The organism is Lysobacter sp. 2RAF19 (assembly GCF_052115395.1).
Taxonomy (GTDB): Bacteria; Pseudomonadota; Gammaproteobacteria; order Xanthomonadales; family Xanthomonadaceae; genus Noviluteimonas.
On record NZ_JBFRGO010000001.1, the window covers coordinates 610,331 to 630,763 of the forward strand.

Genomic DNA, 20,433 nt, shown 5'->3' on the forward strand with positions numbered 1-20,433 from the left:
CGCATCTGTGTTGCCGATCGCGGTGCGATCAGCGGTCGATCTCGCCGAACACCACGTCGTAGGTACCGATCATCGCGACGACGTCGGCCAGCATGTGGCCACGCACCACCGCGTCCATCGACGAGAGGTGCGCGAAACCCGGCGCGCGCAACTTGCAGCGGAACGGCTTGTTGGCGCCGTCGCTGACCAGGTACACGCCGAATTCGCCCTTCGGTGCTTCCACCGCCGAGTACGTCTCCCCTGCCGGGACGCAATACCCTTCGGTGAACAGCTTGAAGTGGTGGATCAGGGCTTCCATGTCGTCCTTCATCTCCTCGCGGGAGGGAGGCGCGACCTTGTAGTTGTCCAGCATCACCGGGCCAGGGTTGGCCTGCAGCCACTTCACGCACTGGGCGATGATGCGGTTGGACTGGCGCATTTCGGCCACGCGCACCAGGTAACGGTCGTAGCAGTCGCCGTTGGTGCCGAGCGGAATGTCGAAGTCGACTTCGGCGTACTTGGCGTAGGGCTGCTTCTTGCGCAGGTCCCATGCCAGGCCCGAACCGCGGACCATCGGGCCGCTCATGCCCCACGCGAGCGCATCTTCCGGCGACACCACGCCGATGCCGACGGTGCGCTGCTTCCAGATGCGGTTCTCGGTGAGCAGCGTCTCGTATTCGTCGACGCGCTTCGGGAAATCCTGGGTGAAGCGATCCAGGTAATCGAGCAGCGAGCCTTCGCGCCATTCGTTGAAGCGCTTGAGCTTCTGGCCCTTTCGCCACGGCGACTCGCGGTACTTCGGCATGTGGTCCGGCAGGTCGCGATACACGCCGCCGGGGCGGTAGTACGTGGCGTGCATGCGCGCGCCCGACACCGCTTCGTAGACGTCCATCAGCTCTTCGCGTTCGCGGAATGCGTAGAGGAACACCGCCATCGCGCCGAGGTCGAGCGCGCTGGAACCGACCCACATCAGGTGGTTCAGGATGCGCGTGATCTCGTCGAACATCGTCCGGATCCACTGCGCGCGTTCCGGTGCCTCGATGCCCAGCAGCGTTTCGATGCCGCGCACGTAGGCGTGCTCGTTGCACATCATCGAGACGTAATCCAGGCGATCCATGTAACCGATCGACTGGTTGAAAGGCTTGGATTCGGCGAGCTTCTCGGTGCCGCGATGCAGCAGGCCGATGTGCGGATCGGCGCGCTGCACGATTTCGCCATCCATTTCCAGGATCAGGCGAAGCACGCCGTGCGCGGCCGGGTGCTGCGGGCCGAAGTTGAGCGTGTAGTTGCGGATCTCGGCGTTGTTCAGGCCCGAGGTGTTGGTGACGGACGGCAGCATCTGGGCGCTCACTTTCGCGCCTCCTTCTCTTCGCCGGCGGCGGTGGCATAGCGCGCGTCGTCGCGGATCACGCGCGGCACGCCCACGCGCGGTTCGACGGACGTCACGGGCTCGTACACCACGCGCTGGCGTTCGTTGTCGTAACGGACTTCGACGTTGCCGATCAGCGGGAAATCCTTGCGGAACGGATGACCGACGAAGCCGTAGTCGGTGAGGATGCGGCGCAGGTCCGGATGCCCTTCGAACAGGATGCCGAACATGTCGAAGGCTTCGCGTTCGAACCAGTTCACGCCCGGCCACAGGTCGACGATCGAAGGCACGACCGGCAAGGCGTCGTCGGCGGCGAAGGTGCGCACGCGCAGGCGCTGGTTGTGCTGCATCGACATCAGGTGCGCGACGGCGGCGAAACGGCGGTTCGGCGCCGGTTCTTCCTGCAGGCCGCTGGGTTGTTCGCCCCACTTGAAGCGACCCGGGCCGCGGCCTTCGACGCCACGGCTGAAGCCTTCGGACGAAACGTCGGTGGTGTCCCACTCGTCGTTGCCGAAACCGAGGTAGTCCACGCCGCACACATCCATGCACTGTTCGAAGCCGAAGGTGTCGCGCAGCTCGGTGCACGCGGCGTGCCATGCCGTCGGCGGCACTTCGAGCGTGATTTCGTTGCGCGGCGCGGCGACGCTGACCACCGCGCCATCGAAGCGCGCGTCGGAAAAGTGCGCGCGCAGGCGCTCGACGAAGGCGGTGCTCATGCGGTGGCGCCCTGCTTGCCGGCGATGTCGGTGCGCGGGCCGGTGAACGGCGAGGATTCGTTGCGGCGGATCTTCTTCTGCAATTGCAGGATGCCGTAGACGAGCGCTTCGGCCGTCGGCGGGCAACCCGGCACGTAGATGTCGACCGGCACGATGCGGTCGCAACCACGCACGACGGCGTAGGAATAGTGGTAGTAACCACCGCCGTTGGCGCAGCTGCCCATCGAGATGACCCACTTCGGGTCGGGCATCTGGTCGTAGACCTTGCGCAGCGCGGGCGCCATCTTGTTGACCAGCGTGCCGGCCACGATCATCACGTCGGACTGGCGCGGCGAAGGACGGAACACCACGCCGTAGCGGTCCAGGTCCAGGCGCGCGGCGCCGGCGTGCATCATTTCCACCGCGCAGCACGCCAGGCCGAAGGTCATCGGCCACATCGAACCGGTGCGCGCCCAATTCCACAGCGCGTCGAAGCTCGTGGTGACGAAGCCCTGCTCGAGCAACGGGTTCTCGCCTTCCGGGCGCAGGATGTCGCCGACGCGATCGTCCGGCAGCGGGTTGTGCATCAACCCCGAAACAGTTTGGATCACTCCCATTCGAGTGCGCCCTTCTTCCAGACGTAGACGAAACCGATCACCAGCAGCGCGAGGAACACGCCCATCTCCACCAGGCCGAACACGCCGAGCTCGCGGAACACGAGCGCCCAGGGGAAGACGAACGCGATTTCCAGGTCGAAGACGATGAACAGGATCGCGATGAGGTAATAACGCACGTCGAACTGCATGCGCGCGTCTTCGAATGCGTTGAAGCCGCACTCGTAAGGAGAAAGCTTTTCGGCGCTGGGGCGCTTGGGCCCGAGCACGTTGCCCACGACGATCAGGGCGACACCGATGCCAAGGGCGACGATCAGGAACAGCAGGGTCGGCAGATATTCAGCCAGCACGCTCGCACCTCTGGATTCGCTCGTGGGCAGGGGGCTCGCACGAGCCGGCTATTGTAACGGGGCACGCACGAGGACAACCAGCCTTGTGGACTCTCGAGTACAAAAAAACCCGCGCGAGGCGGGTTGTTTTGTTTGGTGCCCAAGGGGGGACTCGAACCCCCACGACCGAAGCCGCTACCACCTCAAGGTAGTGCGTCTACCAATTCCGCCACCTGGGCAATCAGGTCCCGCATCGCGCATCGCGCGCTGCGGAGTTCGACATTGTATGTCGTAACAATCGTGGTGCGAAGACTCGCGCCGTTATTTCGTCGTCGCCGCCGCCGGTGCCGCGGGCACTGCGCCGTTCGCCGTCGGCGCTGCCGTGTTGGCGGCAGGCGCGGCAGGCACGGCCGTGTTGGCCGGCGGCTGCGCGGCCGGGGCCGACGGCACGCCCGACATCAGGCCCAGGTCCGCCTGCGCCTTCTGCGCTTCGGCCGGCGCCTTCACGCTGTGCGTGAAGTGCCAGCCCATGAACAGGGCGATGCAGAAGAAGGAAATCGCGAGCCACTTTGTGCTCTTGGACAGGAAGTTGCCCGCGCCGCGCGAACCGAACACCGTCGCCGACGCACCCGCGCCGAAACCGGAACCGGCCTGCGCACCCGCGCCGCGCTGCATCAGGATGAGCACGATCATCGCGACCGCGATGAGCACGTACAGCACGTTGAGGATCGTCATCAACATCGGGAGGGAACTCTGCCTTTGGCTCAGGCCGCCGCGTCTGCGATGGCCAGGAAATCACGGGCGACGAGGGAGGCGCCGCCCACCAGCCCGCCGTCGACGTCGGGCTGCGAGAACAGCGCCTTCGCGTTGTCGGGCTTCACGCTGCCCCCGTAGAGGATGGGCAGCAAGCCGGCAATGTTAGCAGAGCGCGAAGCGACCTCGCCACGAATGAAGGCGTGGACCGCCTGCGCCTGTTCCGGGCTGGCCGTACGGCCGGTTCCGATCGCCCAGACCGGCTCGTAGGCGATGACCGCGCCGTCCAGGGCCTCTTTGCCGCCCAGGGCGAACACCGCCTCCAGCTGCTCTTCGATGCGCCATTCGGTCTGGCCGGCTTCCCGCTCGCGGAGGGTTTCGCCCACGCAGAGGATCGGAATGAGCCCCGCCCGCTTGGCCGCGAAGAACTTCTGTGCGACCAGGGCGCTGGATTCCCCGTGGTATTGCCGGCGCTCGGAATGCCCGACCAGGCCGTATTTGGCGCCGACATCCAGCAGCATCGCGGCCGAGACCTCGCCGGTGTAGGCGCCCTTCTCGTTCACGCTCACGTCCTGCGCCCCGAACGACACCCCGCGCTCGCCGAAGTGTTCGACCAACTCGCCCAGGTAGGGCAGCGGCGGCAGCACCACGCGCTCCACGCCCGCCGCGGGCGCGACGCTGGCGATCTCTTCCACGAGCCCGCAGGCGAAGTTGCGATCGCCATGCAGTTTCCAGTTGCCCGCCACGATCTTGCGACGCATGTGCTGCCTTCCGGGAATGAACCGTCAAGCGCGCAAGTCTATCGCAGCGCAAACCGGGGCAAGGCTATGATCGGGCGATGTCGATGCTCCGCCCGCCCGCACGCCCGACGCTCCCCGTCCTGCCCTATCGCAAGCCCACGCAGGGACGCGACTACTGGGTGTTCGACGACGTCCTGCCCGATCCCGACGCCGTGCGAACCCGCACGCTCGCGCGCACCGACTGGATCGAGGGCTATCCGCACAAACCCGAGTCGTGGCCGGGCATGCGCGTGATGCCGGGCCTGTCGCCGGAGGAGCTGGCGATCGTCGAAACCCTGGTGCGCAAGGCCACGGGCGTCGACAAGCTCTGGGTCGAATCGGCACCGGACGGCGCGCACCTCAACCACAACTGCATCCAGGTCGTCGGCGCCGAGGAATGCGAGACGCGGCCGCACACCGACTCGCGCGCCCTGTGCCGTTTCGCCGCCGTGCTCTATCTCAACCCGAACGTCCCCGACGACTGCGGCACGACCTTCTACCGCCAGCGCCTGGCCGGCGGGCAACGCGGCGGGAACATCGTGATGCCGCCGCACCAGACGCTCGTGCAGGCGCTGGGCACGCGCTTCGTGCCGCCGGAGTCGTTCGCCGAAGACATCGCCGTCGCGCATCGCTTCAATCGGTTGCTGCTGTATCGCGCGAACCTGATGCACAGCGCCACGGCGTATCACGGCCGCACGCTTGCGGAGAAGCGCATGGCGGCGGTGTTTTTCTGGATGGCGAAGGCGTAGGCGACGCGCTTATTTCAGTTTGATCTCGCGCAGGCGTTCTTCGAGATAGCCCTGTGCGGTGATCGCTTCGGGATAACGCGACGGATTGTCGGCGCCCACGCACGAATCGAGCACGTCGATCAGGAAATCCGGATTCGGGTGCAGGAAGAAGGGCGTGGAGTAGCGCGGCTGGCGCGCGAGTTCGCCCGGCGGGTTGACCACGCGATGCGTCGTCGAGGGATACACGTGGTTGGTCAGGCGCTGCAGCATGTCGCCGATGTTGACGACGATGGTGTCGGCGTCCGAGGTGAACGGCACCCACTCGCCCGTGCGCGATTTCACTTCCAGCCCGGCCGCACTCGCGCCGACCAGCAGCGTGATCAGGTTGATGTCTTCATGCGCACCGGCGCGCACGTTCGGGATGTCGTGCGTGGTGATCGGCGGATAGTGGATCGGCCGCAGGATCGAATTGCCGTAGTGCGTCTTGTCGACGAAATAGTCTTCCGGCAAGCCGATGTGCAGCGCGAGCGCCGCGAGCACCTGCGCGCCGAGCTGGTCGAGCGCCTGGTACAGGCCGTAGCCGACGTCGCGGAACTCCGGGATTTCATCCGGCCACAGGTTGGCCTGCATCACGTCGGCGCAATGATGGTCGCGCGGGATCTCGCGGCCGATGTGCCAGAACTCCTTGAGATCGTGGTGCTGCGCGCCCTTCGCGGTTTCCACGCCGAAGGGCGTATACCCGCGCGCGCCGCCGCCACCGGCGACGTGGTACTGGCGCTTGGTGTCTTCGGGCAAGTCGAAGAAGCGCTGGAACAAGTCGTACGCGCGGTCGATCAGCTCCTGCGGGATACCGTGGTTACGGATGCCGGCGAAGCCCCATTCGCGATAGGCGTTGCCCAGTTCCGCGACGAATGCGTCGCGGTCTTCGGGGCTTTTCGGATGGGTGAAGCGCGCGATGTCGAGCGTGGGAATACGGATTTCGGAAGTCATCTGTCGTTCGTTGATTACTGCGCGGCCGCGCGCACGGCGTCGGCCAGTTTGTCCAGGGTGTTGCGCATCAGGGCGTCGTCGTCGGCTTCGACCGTCACACGCACGACCGGCTCGGTGCCCGAGGGCCGCAGGAACGCGCGACCGCGACCGGCGACCGCCGATTGCGCATCGGCCAGCGCCGCCTGCACCGAGGGATGCTCGACCGGCTTGGCGCCCGGCGCGAGCTGCACGTTGACCGTCTTCTGCGGCACCTTGCGCATGCCGGCGATCGCTTCGCGCAGCGTGAGGCCGCGACGGCGCAGCACTTCGAGCACCTGCAACGCGCTGACGATGCCGTCGCCGGTGCTGGCGCGGTCCAGGCACAGCAAATGGCCCGATGCTTCGCCACCGAGCACGCCTTCGTGTTCGACCAGCATCTGGTGCACGTAGCGGTCGCCGACCTTCGAGCGCAGGAACGCGATGCCGCGTTCGCCCAGCGCGCGTTCCAGGCCGTAGTTGGTCATCAGCGTGCCGACCATCGGGCCGCGCAGGCGGCCGCTGTCCTGCCAATCGGTGGCGAGGATGTACAGCAGGTCGTCGCCGTCGCACACCGTGCCGTCGTCGGCGACGAACAGCACGCGATCGCCGTCGCCATCGAAGGCGATGCCGAGATCGGCATTCGTCGCGTGCAGGTGCGCGACCAGCGCTTCGGGATGCGTCGAACCGACGCCATCGTTGATGTTCAGGCCGTTCGGATCGATGCCGATCGCATCCACGCGCGCGCCGAGTTCGCGCAACACCAGCGGCGCGATCTGGTAGGTCGCGCCGTTGGCGCAATCCATCGCGATGCGCACGCCGGTCAGGTCGAAGCCCTTGGGCACGGAATTCTTGCAGGCCTCGACGTAACGCTCGACCGCGCCGCGCGTGCGCAGCGCCTTGCCGAGGCGTTCGGACGGGACGGTGGTGAAGGGTTGGTCGAGCGCGGCTTCGATCGCGAGCTCCGTCGCGTCGTCGAGCTTTTCGCCCTCGGCCGAGAAGAACTTGATGCCGTTGTCGTGGTGCGGGTTGTGCGAGGCGGAGATCACGATGCCGCCATCGGCGCGCAACGAGCGCGTCAGGTGCGCGACGGCCGGCGTGGGCATCGGGCCCATCAGTTGCACGTCGACGCCCGCGGCCACCAGGCCGGCTTCCAGCGCGGCTTCGAACATGTAGTTCGAAATGCGCGTGTCCTTGCCGATGATCACCACCGGCTTGCGCCATTCGCGATGCGAAAGGCGCTGCGATTCACGCAGGGCCAGCCCGTAGGCATTGCCCAGGCGCATCACGAAGTCCGCCGAGATCACACCCTCGCCCACCCGGCCACGGATGCCATCGGTGCCGAAATACCGGCGGCTCAAGCGATGGTCTCCGGATCGTTCGCCGGTTCGGGTTGCTTCTGCAGCATCGCGACCAGGTGCGCGATGCGGTCGCGCATTTCGCGTCGGTCGCAGATCTGGTCGATCGCGCCGTGGTCGAGCAGGAATTCCGGGCGCTGGAAGCCTTCGGGCAGTTTCTCGCGCACCGTCTGTTCGATCACGCGCGGGCCGGCGAAGCCGATCAGCGCGCCCGGTTCGGCGATGTTGATGTCGCCCAGCATCGCGAAGGACGCCGACACGCCACCGGTGGTCGGATGCGTGAGCACCGAGATGTACGGCACGCCGGCATCGCGCAGGCGCGCGAGCGCGGCCGAGGTCTTGGCCATCTGCATCAGCGAGAACAGGCTTTCCTGCATGCGCGCGCCGCCGCTGGCGGAGAAGCACACGAAGGGCGCGCGCAGGGCCAGCGCGCGTTCGGCCGCACGGGTGAAGCGCTCGCCGACCACCGAGCCCATCGAGCCGCCCATGTAGGCGAAGTCGAACGAAGCGGCGACCAGGTCGCGCCCCTTGAGCTTGCCTTCCATCGCCACGAGCGCATCGCGCTCGCCGGTCGCCTTCTGCGCGGCCTTGATGCGGTCGGAATATTTCTTCTGGTCCTTGAACTTCAGCACGTCGGTCGGGCCCAGCTCGGCGCCGATCTCCAACGTCGCCGCGCCCGGATCGAACAGGGAGGCCAGGCGCGCACGCGCGCGGATCGCCATGTGGTGACCGCACTTGGGGCACACCTCGAGGTTTTCCTCCAGCTCCGGGCGATACAGCACCGAGCCGCACTTGTCGCACTTTTCCCACAGGCCTTCCGGCACGGAGCGCTTGTTGCCGCCTTCGGTGCGGATGCGCGAGGGCATCAATTTCTTCAGCCAGGACACGTGGCGATCTTCCCGTTTCTGTGGTGCTGGGGATGGATGGGGGACTTGCGGTCCCGCAGGCGCGGCAGTCTAGCGCAGCGCCCCGCGAGGGCAATGCGAGGGACTATGCGGCCCGCGCACCGGGCATTGCGTCCAGCGCGGCGCGCAGCGGTGCCAGGAAACGCGTGGCTTCGGCCGGCGGATCGGTGGCGCCGGCAAGCGCGGCGACCAGCGCGCTGCCCACCACCACGCCGTCGGCGTGTTCGGCCATCGCGGCCGCCGATGCGGCGTCCTTGATGCCGAAACCGGCGAGCACCGGCACTTTCGCCTGCTCGCGCAGCGCGTGCAGCCGTTCGGACGCAGCGCCCGCATCGAGCCGGTCGGCGCCGGTCACGCCGGCGAAACTCACGAAATACAGATAGCCCTGCGCGTCGTCGCACAAGCGGCGCAGGCGCGCTTCGGGCGTGGTCGGCGAGGCCAGCAGGATGAGCGCGACGCCGTGCGCATCCAGGGCCGCGCGCAGATCGCCGGCTTCCTCGGGCGGGAGGTCGACGAGCAACACGCCGTCGACGCCCGCGTTGGATGCCTCGCTTGCGAAGCGCTCGGCGCCGCGGATCTCGACGGGATTGAGGTATCCCATCAGGACCACCGGCGTGGTCGCGTCGGTCTTGCGGAATGCACGCACCGTTTCGAACACGTACGACAGCCCCGCACCGCGCGCGAGCGCGCGTTCGGAGCTGCGTTGGATCACGGGGCCGTCCGCCATCGGGTCGGAGAACGGCACGCCGAGTTCGAGCACGTCCGCGCCCGCGGCGACGAGCGCATGCAGCACCGGTACCGTCGCCTCGAGCGCGGGATCGCCCGCGGTGACGAACGGCACCAGTGCCTTGCGCCCGCGCGCGCGCAGGGCTTCGAACGTGTCGAGCAGCCGGCTCACGCGCTCGGCTGGTTCTGCGCAGACGCGTCCTGTGCGGCGGCCCGGGCAGCGGCCTGGCGCGCGAGTTCGGCCTGCAGTTCCGAAGGGCCGACGTCGATGCCGCGCTCCTGGCCCAGGCCGTCCAGATGCTCGTTGAGCATCGTGCGGTACAGCTTGGTCATGTAGTTCAGGAAGTCCTGGCGCTCGTCGGCGACGCTGGCGCCCGCGGCGCCCATGAAGGTATGCACGTTGAAGCGCGCGGCGGCGTACAGCGACGCCATGCTGATGCGCTTGAGGCCGTGTTCCTTCGACTGCTTGTTGGTCAGTTCGAGGTATTCGTTGACCACCTTGAAGAAACCCGGGTCGAGCTGGTTCTGCTGCTCGTCGGCCTGGGCCTGGGCGTCGGTGTTGGTTTCGTCGGTCATGGGGTGTTTGCTCCTGGCAAGGTTCAGAAAGTAAGACCGTCGCGCGCGGCGATGGTGTGCACGTCCTTGTCGCCGCGGCCGGACAGGTTGCACAGCACGATCGCATCGCGTGGCATTTCCCGCGCGAGCTTCAGGGCTTGCGCGACGGCGTGGCTGGATTCGAGCGCCGCGAGGATGCCCTCGGTGCGCGCGAGTTGGTGGAAGGCCGACAGCGCTTCATCGTCGGTGATGCCGACGTATTCCGCGCGACCGGTGTCCTTCAGGTATGCGTGTTCGGGGCCGACGCCCGGATAATCAAGGCCCGCCGACACCGAATGCGTCTCGATGATCTGGCCGTCGTCGTCGCACAGCACGTAGGTGCGGTTGCCGTGCAGCACGCCCGGGCGCCCGGCTGCGAGCGACGCGGCGTGGTGGCCGGTTTCGATGCCCTCGCCCGCCGCTTCGGCGCCGACGATGCGCACGTCGCGGTCGTTGAGGAAGGCGTGGAAGATGCCGATCGCATTGCTGCCGCCGCCGACGCACGCGGTGACCACATCCGGCAAACGACCGTAATCGGCGAGCATCTGCGCGCGCGCTTCGCGACCGACCACGGCGTTGAAATCGCGCACCATGCGCGGATACGGGTCGGGACCGGCGACGGTGCCGATGATGTAGAAGGTGTCGGCGACATTCGTCACCCAGTCGCGCATCGCTTCGTTGAGCGCGTCCTTCAGCGTTTGCGAACCGCTCGTCACCGGCACGACCTTCGCGCCGAGCAACTGCATGCGATACACGTTGATCTTCTGGCGCTCGATGTCGGTCGCGCCCATGTACACGACGCATTCCAGGCCAAGCCGCGCGGCCACCGTCGCCGAAGCGACGCCATGCTGCCCCGCGCCGGTCTCGGCGATGATCCGCGGCTTGCCCATGCGGCGCGCCAGCAAGGCCTGGCCGATGGTGTTGTTGATCTTGTGCGCGCCGGTGTGGTTCAGGTCTTCGCGCTTGAGCAGGATGCGCGCGCCGCCGTTTTCCTCCGACAGGCGCCGGGCTTCGTAGATCGGGCTCGGGCGGCCGACGTAATGCTTGAGGTCGTGTTCGAATTCGGCGATGAAGGCCGGATCCACGCGCGCCGCGTCGTAGGCGGCGGCCAGTTCATCCAGGGGGCCGATCAGCGTTTCGGCCACGAACCGACCGCCGAAGCGGCCGAAATGGCCGGTCGGATCGGGCGTGTTGCTGAAATCGATCAGCGCGGAGCCGGGGGATGCGGGCTCAGTCTGGGTGGCAGTCGGCACGACGGACTTCTTCGACGAAACGACGCATCTTATCGCCGTCCTTGATCCCGGGGGCGCTTTCGATCCCGGAAGCCACGTCCACGCCCCACGGCAGCGTCGAAATCACGGCATCGAACACGTTGTCCGGCCGCAATCCGCCGGCCAGGACGAAGGGCTTGCCGAGCCCGGTGGGCACCGTCGACCAGTCGAAGACCTCGCCGGTGCCGCCCTGCTGCCCCTCGGCATGGCCGTCGAACAGGAACGCCGAGGCCCCGGGGAACCGCGTCAACAACTGGATGGCGTGCTGGGCGCGCTGGGCCGGGTCCAGGCCCCGCATCGGGATGCCCTTGATGTAGGGCACGCCGAAGCCCTTGCAGAACGCGTCGTCTTCCGCCCCATGGAACTGCAGCAGGCTCGGGCGCACTTGCTTGATGACGGCGCGGACCTCGTCGGCGGTGTTGTCCTTGAACAGCGCGACCGCATCGACCAGCGGTTCCATCGCGTTGCGCATCGCGCGGGCTTCCTCGGGCTGCAGGCGGCGCGGGCTGCCTTCGGCGAACACGAAGCCGACCGCGTCCACGCCCAGCTCGCTGGCCAGGCGCACGTCTCCCGGGCGGGTCATGCCGCAGAACTTGATGCGCGTGCGGAACAACGTCTTGCTCAAGCGCTCACCTCGTCGGGCAGGCCGAACAGGCCGGGATACACGGGACCGAGGAAGCACAGCCCGGTGGGCGGCGCGGTGGGACCGGCGACTGTCCTGTCGCGTCCGGCCAGCAACTCGGCGATCCAGGCCGGCGGCTGTTCGCCGCGTCCGACCAGGGTCAGGGAGCCGACGATATTGCGGACCATGTGATGCAGGAATGCATTCGCCCTCACATCGATCCAAACCTCATCGCCCGCTTGCCCGACGGCGATCGATTGCAGGTCGCGCCGCGCATGGGGCGCCTGGCAGTGGACGGTGCGGAAGGCGCTGAAATCGTGTTCGCCGACCAGCGCCTGGGCCGCGGCGTGCATCGCGGCCACGTCGAGCGGCAAGCGCTCCCAGGTCACGTATTGCCGGCCCATCGCCGGGCGCACGGCGCGGTTGAGGATGCGATAGCGGTAGCGCCGCGCGACCGCGGAGAAGCGCGCGTGGAAATCGTCCGGCACCGGCACGCACCAGCGCACGCTCACGCTGGGCGGCAAGCGCGATGTCGCGCCGAGCATCCAGGCGCGAGGAGCACGCTGCACATCCGTTTCGAAATGCACGACCTGGCAGGCCGCGTGCACGCCGGCATCGGTGCGTCCGGCGCAGATCGTGTCGATCTGCGTATTCGCGACGAAGGACAGCGCGGTTTCCAGCGCCTGCTGCACGGTTTCATCGCCGGCAACGCCCGGCTTGCTCAATCGTTGCCAGCCGAGGAATTGACCGCCGTCGTATTCGACGCCGAGCGCGAAACGCGCCACTACGCGACCGACATCAGGACAGGCGCGCGCGCATCACAGCTCGCGCAGCATGCGCGCGGCGGTGTCGCGCGCGGCCGGATCGCGACCGTCGAGCACGTCGCGCAGGATCACGCGCGCCGCGTCGTCGTCGCCCATGTCGAGGTAGGCGCGCGCGAGTTCGAGCTGCTGCTTGGCGGTCTGCGGTTCGGCGACGGCGGTGTCGTCGGCCTGCGCGCCGCCATGCCACGTCGGCGCGGTGCCGAGCGTCGCGGGCGCGGAGGTCCAGTGCGGCGCGGGCGCCTTCGTGCGCGGTGCCGGCTCGGAGAAGGTCGGCGCCGGCTCGGGCTCGGAGGGCTTCTCGAACGCAGGCGCGCGCGGCGCGACGTCATCGGAGGTCGGAATGCCGGCCGCGAGCGCTTCGGTGTCGTACACGCGGCGCGGTTGCGCACTGGACGTGCGACGACGGGTGAACAACCAGGCGAGCACGCCGAGGATGACCAGGCCGGCGCCGCCCCACAGCCACGCGGGCGTGGACGGTTGCGCGGGTTGTTGTTGCGCCGGCGTGGTCGTCGAGGCGGTGGTGGCCACCTTCGTCGCGGCGGCGTTGGATTGCGCGAGGCGTTGTTCGGCCGCGGCGAGCTTGCTGTCCTTCATCGCGATCAGCGCCGCCTGGTCGTTCTGCAGCTTCTCCAGTTCCGCGACGCGGGACTTGAGCTCCTGCACTTCGGCATCGCGCGCTGCGAGGTCTTCCTTCGCCTGGTTCAGTTCCTGCTGTCGCAGCATGTCGCCCTCGCCTCCGGCGCTTGCGCCGGATCGTGATCCCGGGGTTTTCGCGCCGGCCTGGACGGGCGGCACGATTTCGAGGCGTGCACCGGCCACGCGCGTGGGCGCGCCCTTGGCCGGGGTGCCCGCCGTTTTCGCGGTGTTCGCCGGCGCGGCGTCGGCCGCGACGTTCGCCGGTTGCGGCGCGGGCGCGTTCAGCGCGCGCCATTGTTCGAGATGGTCGCGCACCACGGCGGCGGCTTCGGCCGGGGCCAGTTGCGCGGCATCCTGCGCGGGCGGCACGCGAAGCACCGCGCCGGCCTTCAACAGGTTCACGTTGCCGCGGATGAAGGCGTCGGGGTTGGCGCGCAACAAGGCGAGCATGGTCTGGTCGAGCGTGTAACCGCGCTGCCCGACCTTGCCGGCGATCGCCGAGAGCGTCTGCCCGTCGCGCACCGCGATGCGGTCGGCCGGCGTGGGCGCCGGCGCCTGTGCGGGTGCGGCGACCGGCGCGGGTTCGGGTTTCGGTTCGGGCTGGGTCGCGACGGCATTCGCGTCGGCGGGCGCCGGTTCGGCGGGCGCGTGCTCGGCCGGCGGCGGCGGTTCGGGCGCGGCTTGCGGCGGCGGCGCGGCGGCCACCGGGCGCTCGATCACGTTCGACGGCGCGACGGTCGGCGCCTGGATCGGCGGCTGCGCGGGCGCGGCCACGGTGCGCGGCGTATCGAGCAGCGCCGAATATTCGCGGACCAGGCGGCCGCTGCCCCAGTCGACTTCGACCAGGAAGGTCACCAACGGCTGGCTGACCGGCGCGTTGCTGGTCACGCGGATGACGGGGCGGCCCCGCTCGTCCAGCGCGACGGAGAACTGCAGGTCGGCGGCGGCGCCGCTCGGCGGTTCCAGGCCGATGCGGCGGAAGGTTTCCGGCGAGGCCAGGCGCGCCTGGAGCTGCTCCAGTTCGGCCGGATCGCTGGACACGATGGGGATTTCGGCCAGCAACGGCTGGTCGACCCTGGATTTCACCTGGATCTGGCCAAGGCCCAGCGCAGCGGCCGGCCCGGCCGCAATGGCCAGGGCGATCGCCAGCGCGATGCGTCGAAGTGTCATGCCCTTCTCCCCTCAGGCCTGCGAAGACTGTAGCCGCGCACGCTTGCGACTGGCAATGCGTGGCGCGGCCCTCCCTGCCTTACAACGCAATCAGCGCTCGTCAGCGACCAGTTCGGCGATCTGCACCGCGTTCAGCGCGGCGCCCTTGCGGATATTGTCCGAAACGATCCACAGATTGACGGCGCGCGGGTGCGATTCGTCGTCGCGGATCCGCCCGACGTAGACCGGGTCCCGGCCCGAGGCGTGCGTCACCGGCGTCGGGTAGCCGCCCGGCACGGGTTGGTCGACGACCTCGACCCCCGGCGCGGTCAGCAGCATCGCACGCACTTCGGCGGCCGTGATCTTCTCGCGGGTCTCGACGTTCACCGCCTCGGAGTGCCCGAAGAACACCGGCACGCGCACCGCGGTCGGGTTCACGCGCACGCTGTCGTCGCCGAGGATCTTGCGCGTCTCCCACACCAGCTTCATCTCTTCCTTCGTGTAGCCGTTGGGCTGGAACTCGTCGATGTGCGGGATCAGGTTGAAGGCGATCTGCACCGGGAAGCGCTGCGGTTCGGGGTCCTGGAAGTTGAGGATGCCCGCGGTCTGGCGCCCCAGTTCCTCCATCGCCGAACGCCCGCCGCCGGAGACCGACTGATAGGTCGCCACGTTGATGCGTTCGATGCCCACCTTGCGATGGATCGGCGCGAGCGCGACGAGCATCTGCATCGTCGAGCAATTGGGGTTGGCGATGATGCCGCGCGGGCGGTTGCGCACCTGCTCGGGGTTCACTTCCGACACCACCAGCGGCACGTCGTCGTCGTAACGGAAGGCCGAGGAGTTGTCGATCACCACCGCACCGGCGGCGGCGAACTTCGGCGCGTATTCCTTCGACGTCGAACCGCCCGCGGAGAACAGCGCGATGTCCACGCCGGCCGGATCGAAGGTCGCCAGGTCCTGCACCACGACGTCGCGATGGCCGAACTTGACGCGCGAGCCCGCCGATTTCGCGCTGGCGAGCGCGATCAGTTCGCCGACGGGGAAATTGCGCTCGTGCAGGATCGACAGCATGGTTTCGCCGACGGCGCCGGTGGCGCCGACGATGGCGACCTTGAGGGAGTTGTTCGTCATGTGATCCGGGTTCGTGATTCGTGGTTCGAAAAAAGCAGGAGCGGGCTCAGCGTTTGGCCTTGCCCGGTTTGATGCGCGGCGTGACGTCGCCCACGTCGCCGCATTGCGCGCGATGGCGCAGCGCCTGGTCCATCAACACCAGCGCCACCATCGCTTCGCAGATGGGCGTGGCGCGAATACCGACGCAGGGGTCGTGGCGACCATGCGTGACGACTTCGACCGGCTGCCCGTCCAGGTCCAGGCTGCGCGCGGGCAAGCGCAGGCTGGAGGTCGGCTTGAACGCCGCCGACACGATGACCTGCTGCCCCGTCGAGATGCCGCCGAGGATCCCGCCGGCGTGGTTGGACTGGAAGCCGTCGGCCGTGATCTCGTCGCGATGTTCGCTGCCGTGCTGCGCGACGACCGCGAAACCATCGCCGATTTCCACGCCCTTGACGGCGTTGATCGACATCAGCGCGCTGGCCAGTTCGCCATCGAGCTTGCCGTAGATCGGCTCGCCCCACCCCGGCGGCACGCCGTCGGCGACGACGGTGATGCGCGCGCCGACCGAATCGCCGGACTTGCGCAGGGCATCCATGTAGGTCTCGAGTTCGACGACCTGCGCGCCATCGGGCCAGAAGAACGGATTGCCTTCGACGGCATCCCAATCGAAACCGCGCGGCACCACATCGCCGATCTGTGCCAGGTGCCCGCGCACGCGGACGCCGAATTTGTCGCGCAACCAGCGCTTGGCGATCACGCCGGCGGCCACGCGCATCGTGGTTTCGCGCGCCGACGAGCGACCGCCACCGCGCGGATCGCGATGCCCGTATTTCTGCCAGTACGTGTAATCGGCATGCCCGGGGCGGAAGGTTTGCGCGATGTTGTCGTAATCCTTCGACTTGGCGTCGGTGTTGCGCACCACCAGCGCGATCGGCGTGCCCGTCGTGCGGCCTTCGTAGACGCCGCTGAGGATGTCGACGACGTCGGACTCGTGGCGCTGCGAGGTATGGCGCGTGCGGCCGGTCGCGCGGCGCGCCAGGTCGTCGACGAAATCCTCCGGCGCGATCGAGATGCCCGGCGGACAACCGTCGATCACGCAGCCGATCGCCGGGCCGTGCGACTCCCCGAAGGTGGTGACGCGCAGCAGCGTGCCGAAGGTGTTCACGAGATCAGCGGCTCGGGCGGCGCAGGTCGGCGAGTTCGCGGATGCGCGCGTTGTGCTGCACCAGGTCGGCGCATTCGGCGACGAAGATGCCCATCTGCCCGACCTTGAATTCCACCCAGGCCAGCGGGAGTTCGGGCAGCAGCTGCGAGAGCGCCTTTTCGGATTCGCCGACTTCGCAGACCAGCAGGCCGTCGCGGTCCAGGTGCAGCGGTGCATCGCGCAGGATCTGCAACGCAAGATCCAGGCCGTCGTCGCCGGCGCGCAGGCCCAGGTCGGGCTCGTAGGCGTATTCCTTCGGCAGCGCGTCGGTCTCGTCGTTGGTGACGTAGGGCGGATTGGTGACGATCAGGTCGTAATGCTCGCCCTGCAGGCCGGAGAACAAGTCCGACTTCAGCAGGCGGACGTTGTCGGCGTGCAGGCGCGCCTTGTTTTCGTTGGCCAGCGCCAGCGCGTCGTCGGAGATGTCGGCGCCGTCGACGTGCCAGTCGGGGTTGTAGTGGCCCATTGCGATGGCGATGCAGCCCGAACCGGTGCACAGGTCGAGCGCGCGGCGCACTTCGCGATCGCCGAGCCAGGGCTGGAAGCCGTGCTCGATCATCTCGGCGATGGGCGAACGCGGCACGAGTGCACGGCGATCGGTCTTGAAACTCAGGCCCGCGAACCACGCCTCGCCGGTGAGATAGGCCGCCGGCATGCGTTCTTCGATGCGGCGCAGGAACAGGCCGAGGACTTCTTCCTTCTCCGCTTCGGTGATGCGCGCGTTGCCGTACACCGGGCTGAGGTCGTGCGGCAGGTGCAGCGCATGCAGCGTGAGCTGCGTGGCCTCGTCCAGCGCGTTGTCGTAGCTGTGCCCGAAGGTCAGGCCGGCCGCGTTGAAACGGCTCGCGCCGTAGCGGATCAGGTCGATGATCGTGGCCAACTCGTCGGTCATGGGCGCGGCGCAGCGGCGAGGCCGCGGTTCGAAGGGGCCGTGCATGATAGCGCGCCCGGTATCATCCACCGCTTCGCGCCGCACCTCGCGGCGCCCGACGGAAGCCCACGCATGTTCAACCGCACCACCGCCTGGATCCTCGTGGTCGCGCTGGCCGCCGCCATCGGCCTGTGGGCCGGGCATCGCTGGTTCACCCGCCCCGCCGCCCCCGCGCTGCCGCAGACCAAGGCCGTGCGCCTGTTCCCCGCGCCGCGCACGCTGCCGGCCTTCTCGCTGCAGCAGTCCGACGGCACGCGCCTGGTGCCCGGCGAACTGCAGGGGCATTGGACGATCGTCTTCCTCGGCTTCACGCATTGCCCGGACGTGTGCCCGACCACCCTGGCCGAGCTCGGCGTGGCGCAGAAGCAGTGGGAATCGATGCCCGACTCGGTGCGCCCGCGCGTGCTGTTCGTCTCCGTCGACCCCGAGCGCGACACCGCCATCCGCACCGGCGAGTACGCACACGCCTTCCATCGCGACACGCTCGCCGCCACCGGCGACCTGCCCGCGCTGGAAGGCTTCGCGCGCAGCCTGTCGCTGGTCTTCATGAAGGTGCCGGCGGAGCCGGGCCAGCCGGAGGATCGCTACAACGTCGACCACAGCGCCGTCCTCGCCGTGCTCGACCCCAAGGGGCGCATGGCCGGCATCATTTCGCCGCCGCTGGTGCCGCAGGAGATCGCCGCCGATTTCCGGATGCTCACGTCGGCCGTGGCACGGTAGGCCGATGCAGCTCATCACCGCCCTCACCTACGTCCTGCCGCACCGGTTCGTCTCGTCGCTGGCGCGCAAGCTGGCCTATTCGACGAATCCGCGCACGAAGCAGTGGTTGATCGACACCGTCGTGCGCAAGTTCGACGTGAATCTGTCGGAAGCAATGGAACCGGACGCGACGCGCTATGCGTCGTTCAACGCCTTCTTCACGCGTGCATTGCGGCCGGGTGTGCGCACGCCGGATGCCGATCCGCGCGCGTTGGCGATGCCGGCCGACGGGCGCATCAGCGAATGCGGGCACATCGGGTTCGCGGGCGAGGCCGAGCACGAGGATCCGGGCCATATTTTCCAGGCGAAGGGCCACGGGTTCAGCACGGCGCAGTTGCTGGGCGATGCGGAGAAGGCGAAGGCTTTCGTCGGTGGTGCGTTCGCGACGGTGTATCTGTCGCCGCGCGACTATCACCGGGTGCACATGCCGTGGACGGGGACGTTGGTGGAGACGGTCCACATTCCGGGGCGGTTGTTCAGTGTCGGGGTGGATGCGGTCGGCAATGTGTCGCGGTTGTTCGCGCGCAATGAGCGGTTGGTCTGTCATTTCGAGACGGACTTCGGGCCGATGACGCTGGTGATGGTTGGGGCGTTGTTGGTGTCGGGGGTGGAGACGGTGTGGAGTGGCGTGGAGATTCCGCCTTACGGTGGGCCGATCGTGCGCAAGGATTGGCGCGGGAAAGGGGTCGTTCTGGAGCGGTTCGCGGAGATGGCGCGTTTCAATTACGGGTCGACGGTGATCGTGTTGTTGCCGAAGGGTGTGGCGGCGTTGGCGCCTGGGTTGCGGCCGCAGGGGGCTGTGTTGTTGGGGGAGAGGTTGGCTACGCTGATTTAGCGTTGTGGTTTTGGGTGCGTTGCCACCAGATGGGCGCATCGGCACGCCGTGTTGGAGGTCCTTTTGACTCCGCTGAAAAGCAACGCTCCGCAAAAGGACCTCCAACACGACGCACCGCTGCGCTCGCGATTGGTGGTTTCGCGACAGCACTTGATGCGTGTGTCCGTCGCGGTTTGATCGATTCGCGCCGACTGCCAGCACTCCAGACGGACGGAACGTCGCCCACCTCGGCGCTCGCGCCGTCGCACATGGTCGCCTCTGGCAGGCGACGTTCCTCGCGGCGATCTGATGGGAAAGCGGGGCCTCTCCCTCCCCGGAGAGGCGTTGGGGGGAGTAGGTCCGGCGCTTCAGCGCGCGCGCTTCTGCACTTCGGCGGACCAGTACGTCGAATCGAGGACGCGGGTGATGTCGCGGCCGATGCGCTTGAAGATCCATGCAAACGAATGCGAGCGCAGCAGTTTGTCGTAGCCGCTGGATGCCTCGGTGCCGGGCTCTGCGAGTCGCCCCATGACGCGCATATGTTCGCGCAGTTCAACTAACTCGAGATGCGCTTTCTCGGGAAGCGCATAGACCGCGGGTGGGCGTTTTGTTCTCTTCTTCTGGCGCATTGGGACCTCCATGATCCGGGGTGCCCTCGCGCCCAGTGGCGCGAGGGTGTCAGGAGGCAAAAACCCGTACACGCACGGATGTGGGTATTTCCCCTTGCGGGGTCTTGTATTAGCCACCCTCCCAACGTGGATCACGTCGGCCAACTGCCTTGCGGCGTATCGCGTGTATGTGGAGGTTTTTGATCTCCGGTGTCCAGCGTGCCCTGTCCAGATGCGAACGCATACGAGACAGCGGCGCAAATGCGGTCAGCGGGTTCTGGGCATGCACTTGGAACGTCTTCCGCCATAACGGAATCACGGTTATTGGCCGTGCGGACAGAACTTGAGGCGTTGGAAACGCCATCGGTCCCGTCGCCAACGCAACTCATGGCGTTGAGTACGCCGTCGATGCCAGGTCCAACGCAACTCGGGGCCTTGAGAACGCCATCGACGCCAGTTCGAACGCAACTCGTGGCATCGAAAAGCGCAATCGATACCCGTTCCAGGCCAACGCGTGCCGTTGGGAGCGCCATCGATTCCGGCGCCAACGCAATTCGTTGCGTTGAGAACCCCATCGATGCCCGTTCGAACGCAACTCGTGGCGTCGAAAAGCGCCGTTGATGCCGATTGCGAGGCAACCAGTTGCATTGAGAACGCCATCGATGGCG

The 20,433-nt window shown here is 67.7% G+C and carries 22 protein-coding genes and 1 tRNA gene; 3 read left to right on the forward strand and 20 right to left on the reverse strand.

Going from position 1 to position 20,433, the window contains the following annotated elements:
• Positions 1–28: 28 nt before the first annotated feature.
• The 7 genes from AB4059_RS03020 to tpiA all read right to left on the reverse strand — a co-directional run bounded on the left by AB4059_RS03020 (position 29) and on the right by tpiA (position 4,500).
• A complete protein-coding gene (locus tag AB4059_RS03020) occupies positions 29–1,318 on the reverse strand; it encodes an NADH-quinone oxidoreductase subunit D (RefSeq protein WP_498977816.1) in 1,290 nt (429 codons plus the stop codon).
• A gap of 8 nt (positions 1,319–1,326) precedes the next feature.
• On the reverse strand, positions 1,327–2,064 hold the full coding sequence (locus AB4059_RS03025; protein ID WP_498976485.1) for an NADH-quinone oxidoreductase subunit C: 738 nt from the start codon (positions 2,062–2,064) through the stop codon (positions 1,327–1,329).
• On the reverse strand, positions 2,061–2,660 hold the full coding sequence (locus tag AB4059_RS03030; RefSeq protein WP_498964229.1) for a NuoB/complex I 20 kDa subunit family protein: 600 nt from the start codon (positions 2,658–2,660) through the stop codon (positions 2,061–2,063). The genes AB4059_RS03025 and AB4059_RS03030 overlap by 4 nt, the downstream gene beginning before the upstream one ends.
• Positions 2,651–3,007, reverse strand: coding sequence for an NADH-quinone oxidoreductase subunit A (locus AB4059_RS03035; protein WP_498964227.1), 357 nt, complete (start codon positions 3,005–3,007; stop codon positions 2,651–2,653). Before AB4059_RS03035 ends, AB4059_RS03030 begins: the two co-directional genes overlap by 10 nt.
• Positions 3,008–3,140: 133 nt before the next feature.
• A tRNA-Leu gene (locus tag AB4059_RS03040) sits at positions 3,141–3,225 on the reverse strand.
• Positions 3,226–3,307: 82 nt separating this feature from the next.
• Complete coding sequence (gene secG, locus AB4059_RS03045) at positions 3,308–3,727, reverse strand: preprotein translocase subunit SecG (RefSeq protein ID WP_498976487.1); 420 nt, start codon at positions 3,725–3,727, stop codon at positions 3,308–3,310.
• 23 nt (positions 3,728–3,750) lie between these two features.
• Entirely contained in the window at positions 3,751–4,500 is a 750-nt protein-coding gene (gene tpiA / locus AB4059_RS03050) for a triose-phosphate isomerase (RefSeq protein ID WP_498976489.1), read from the reverse strand.
• Positions 4,501–4,577: 77 nt separating this feature from the next.
• On the opposite strand from tpiA, the gene AB4059_RS03055 reads away from it, so the two are divergent.
• Positions 4,578–5,267, forward strand: a complete 690-nt coding sequence (locus AB4059_RS03055; RefSeq protein ID WP_498976491.1) for a DUF6445 family protein — start codon at positions 4,578–4,580, stop codon at positions 5,265–5,267.
• Between the two features lie 9 nt (positions 5,268–5,276).
• Here AB4059_RS03055 and AB4059_RS03060 read toward each other — a convergent pair whose 3' ends face one another.
• From AB4059_RS03060 to prmB, 12 genes are all read right to left on the reverse strand, one after another.
• Positions 5,277–6,236, reverse strand: a complete 960-nt coding sequence (locus AB4059_RS03060) for an isopenicillin N synthase family dioxygenase (protein ID WP_498976493.1) — start codon at positions 6,234–6,236, stop codon at positions 5,277–5,279.
• 14 nt (positions 6,237–6,250) lie between these two features.
• Positions 6,251–7,612, reverse strand: a complete 1,362-nt coding sequence (gene glmM / locus AB4059_RS03065; RefSeq protein WP_498976495.1) for a phosphoglucosamine mutase — start codon at positions 7,610–7,612, stop codon at positions 6,251–6,253.
• Positions 7,609–8,496 carry an acetyl-CoA carboxylase, carboxyltransferase subunit beta gene (gene accD / locus AB4059_RS03070; RefSeq protein WP_498976498.1) on the reverse strand — a complete coding sequence of 296 codons (888 nt, stop codon included), beginning with the start codon at positions 8,494–8,496 and terminating at the stop codon, positions 7,609–7,611. Before accD ends, glmM begins: the two co-directional genes overlap by 4 nt.
• Before the next feature lie 103 nt (positions 8,497–8,599).
• Complete coding sequence (gene trpA, locus AB4059_RS03075; protein WP_498976500.1) at positions 8,600–9,412, reverse strand: tryptophan synthase subunit alpha; 813 nt, start codon at positions 9,410–9,412, stop codon at positions 8,600–8,602.
• Complete coding sequence (locus AB4059_RS03080) at positions 9,409–9,816, reverse strand: DUF3144 domain-containing protein (protein WP_498976502.1); 408 nt, start codon at positions 9,814–9,816, stop codon at positions 9,409–9,411. The genes trpA and AB4059_RS03080 overlap by 4 nt, the downstream gene beginning before the upstream one ends.
• A gap of 23 nt (positions 9,817–9,839) precedes the next feature.
• Positions 9,840–11,042 (reverse strand): tryptophan synthase subunit beta, encoded by a 1,203-nt coding sequence (trpB, locus tag AB4059_RS03085; protein WP_498977818.1) that lies wholly within the window; start codon positions 11,040–11,042, stop codon positions 9,840–9,842.
• Between the two features lie 22 nt (positions 11,043–11,064).
• Positions 11,065–11,730 carry a phosphoribosylanthranilate isomerase gene (locus AB4059_RS03090; RefSeq protein WP_498976504.1) on the reverse strand — a complete coding sequence of 222 codons (666 nt, stop codon included), beginning with the start codon at positions 11,728–11,730 and terminating at the stop codon, positions 11,065–11,067.
• Positions 11,727–12,512, reverse strand: a complete 786-nt coding sequence (gene truA / locus AB4059_RS03095) for a tRNA pseudouridine(38-40) synthase TruA (RefSeq protein ID WP_498976506.1) — start codon at positions 12,510–12,512, stop codon at positions 11,727–11,729. The genes AB4059_RS03090 and truA overlap by 4 nt, the downstream gene beginning before the upstream one ends.
• A gap of 33 nt (positions 12,513–12,545) precedes the next feature.
• The gene (locus AB4059_RS03100) at positions 12,546–14,357 is read right to left on the reverse strand and encodes a motility hub landmark protein FimV (protein ID WP_498976508.1); all 1,812 of its coding nucleotides are present in this window, start codon (positions 14,355–14,357) and stop codon (positions 12,546–12,548) included.
• Between the two features lie 90 nt (positions 14,358–14,447).
• A complete protein-coding gene (locus AB4059_RS03105; protein WP_498976509.1) occupies positions 14,448–15,467 on the reverse strand; it encodes an aspartate-semialdehyde dehydrogenase in 1,020 nt (339 codons plus the stop codon).
• A gap of 46 nt (positions 15,468–15,513) precedes the next feature.
• The gene (gene aroC, locus AB4059_RS03110; RefSeq protein ID WP_498976510.1) at positions 15,514–16,614 is read right to left on the reverse strand and encodes a chorismate synthase; all 1,101 of its coding nucleotides are present in this window, start codon (positions 16,612–16,614) and stop codon (positions 15,514–15,516) included.
• A 4-nt stretch (positions 16,615–16,618) separates the two neighbouring features.
• Positions 16,619–17,590, reverse strand: a complete 972-nt coding sequence (gene prmB, locus AB4059_RS03115; protein ID WP_498976511.1) for a 50S ribosomal protein L3 N(5)-glutamine methyltransferase — start codon at positions 17,588–17,590, stop codon at positions 16,619–16,621.
• A 66-nt stretch (positions 17,591–17,656) separates the two neighbouring features.
• On the opposite strand from prmB, the gene AB4059_RS03120 reads away from it, so the two are divergent.
• Both AB4059_RS03120 and asd read left to right on the forward strand, forming a co-directional pair.
• Entirely contained in the window at positions 17,657–18,304 is a 648-nt protein-coding gene (locus AB4059_RS03120) for an SCO family protein (protein ID WP_498976512.1), read from the forward strand.
• A gap of 4 nt (positions 18,305–18,308) precedes the next feature.
• Positions 18,309–19,178, forward strand: a complete 870-nt coding sequence (asd, locus tag AB4059_RS03125) for an archaetidylserine decarboxylase (protein WP_498976513.1) — start codon at positions 18,309–18,311, stop codon at positions 19,176–19,178.
• A gap of 347 nt (positions 19,179–19,525) precedes the next feature.
• Here asd and AB4059_RS03130 read toward each other — a convergent pair whose 3' ends face one another.
• The gene (locus AB4059_RS03130) at positions 19,526–19,786 is read right to left on the reverse strand and encodes an XAC0095 family protein (RefSeq protein WP_498976514.1); all 261 of its coding nucleotides are present in this window, start codon (positions 19,784–19,786) and stop codon (positions 19,526–19,528) included.
• Between the last annotated feature and the right edge of the window lie 647 nt (positions 19,787–20,433).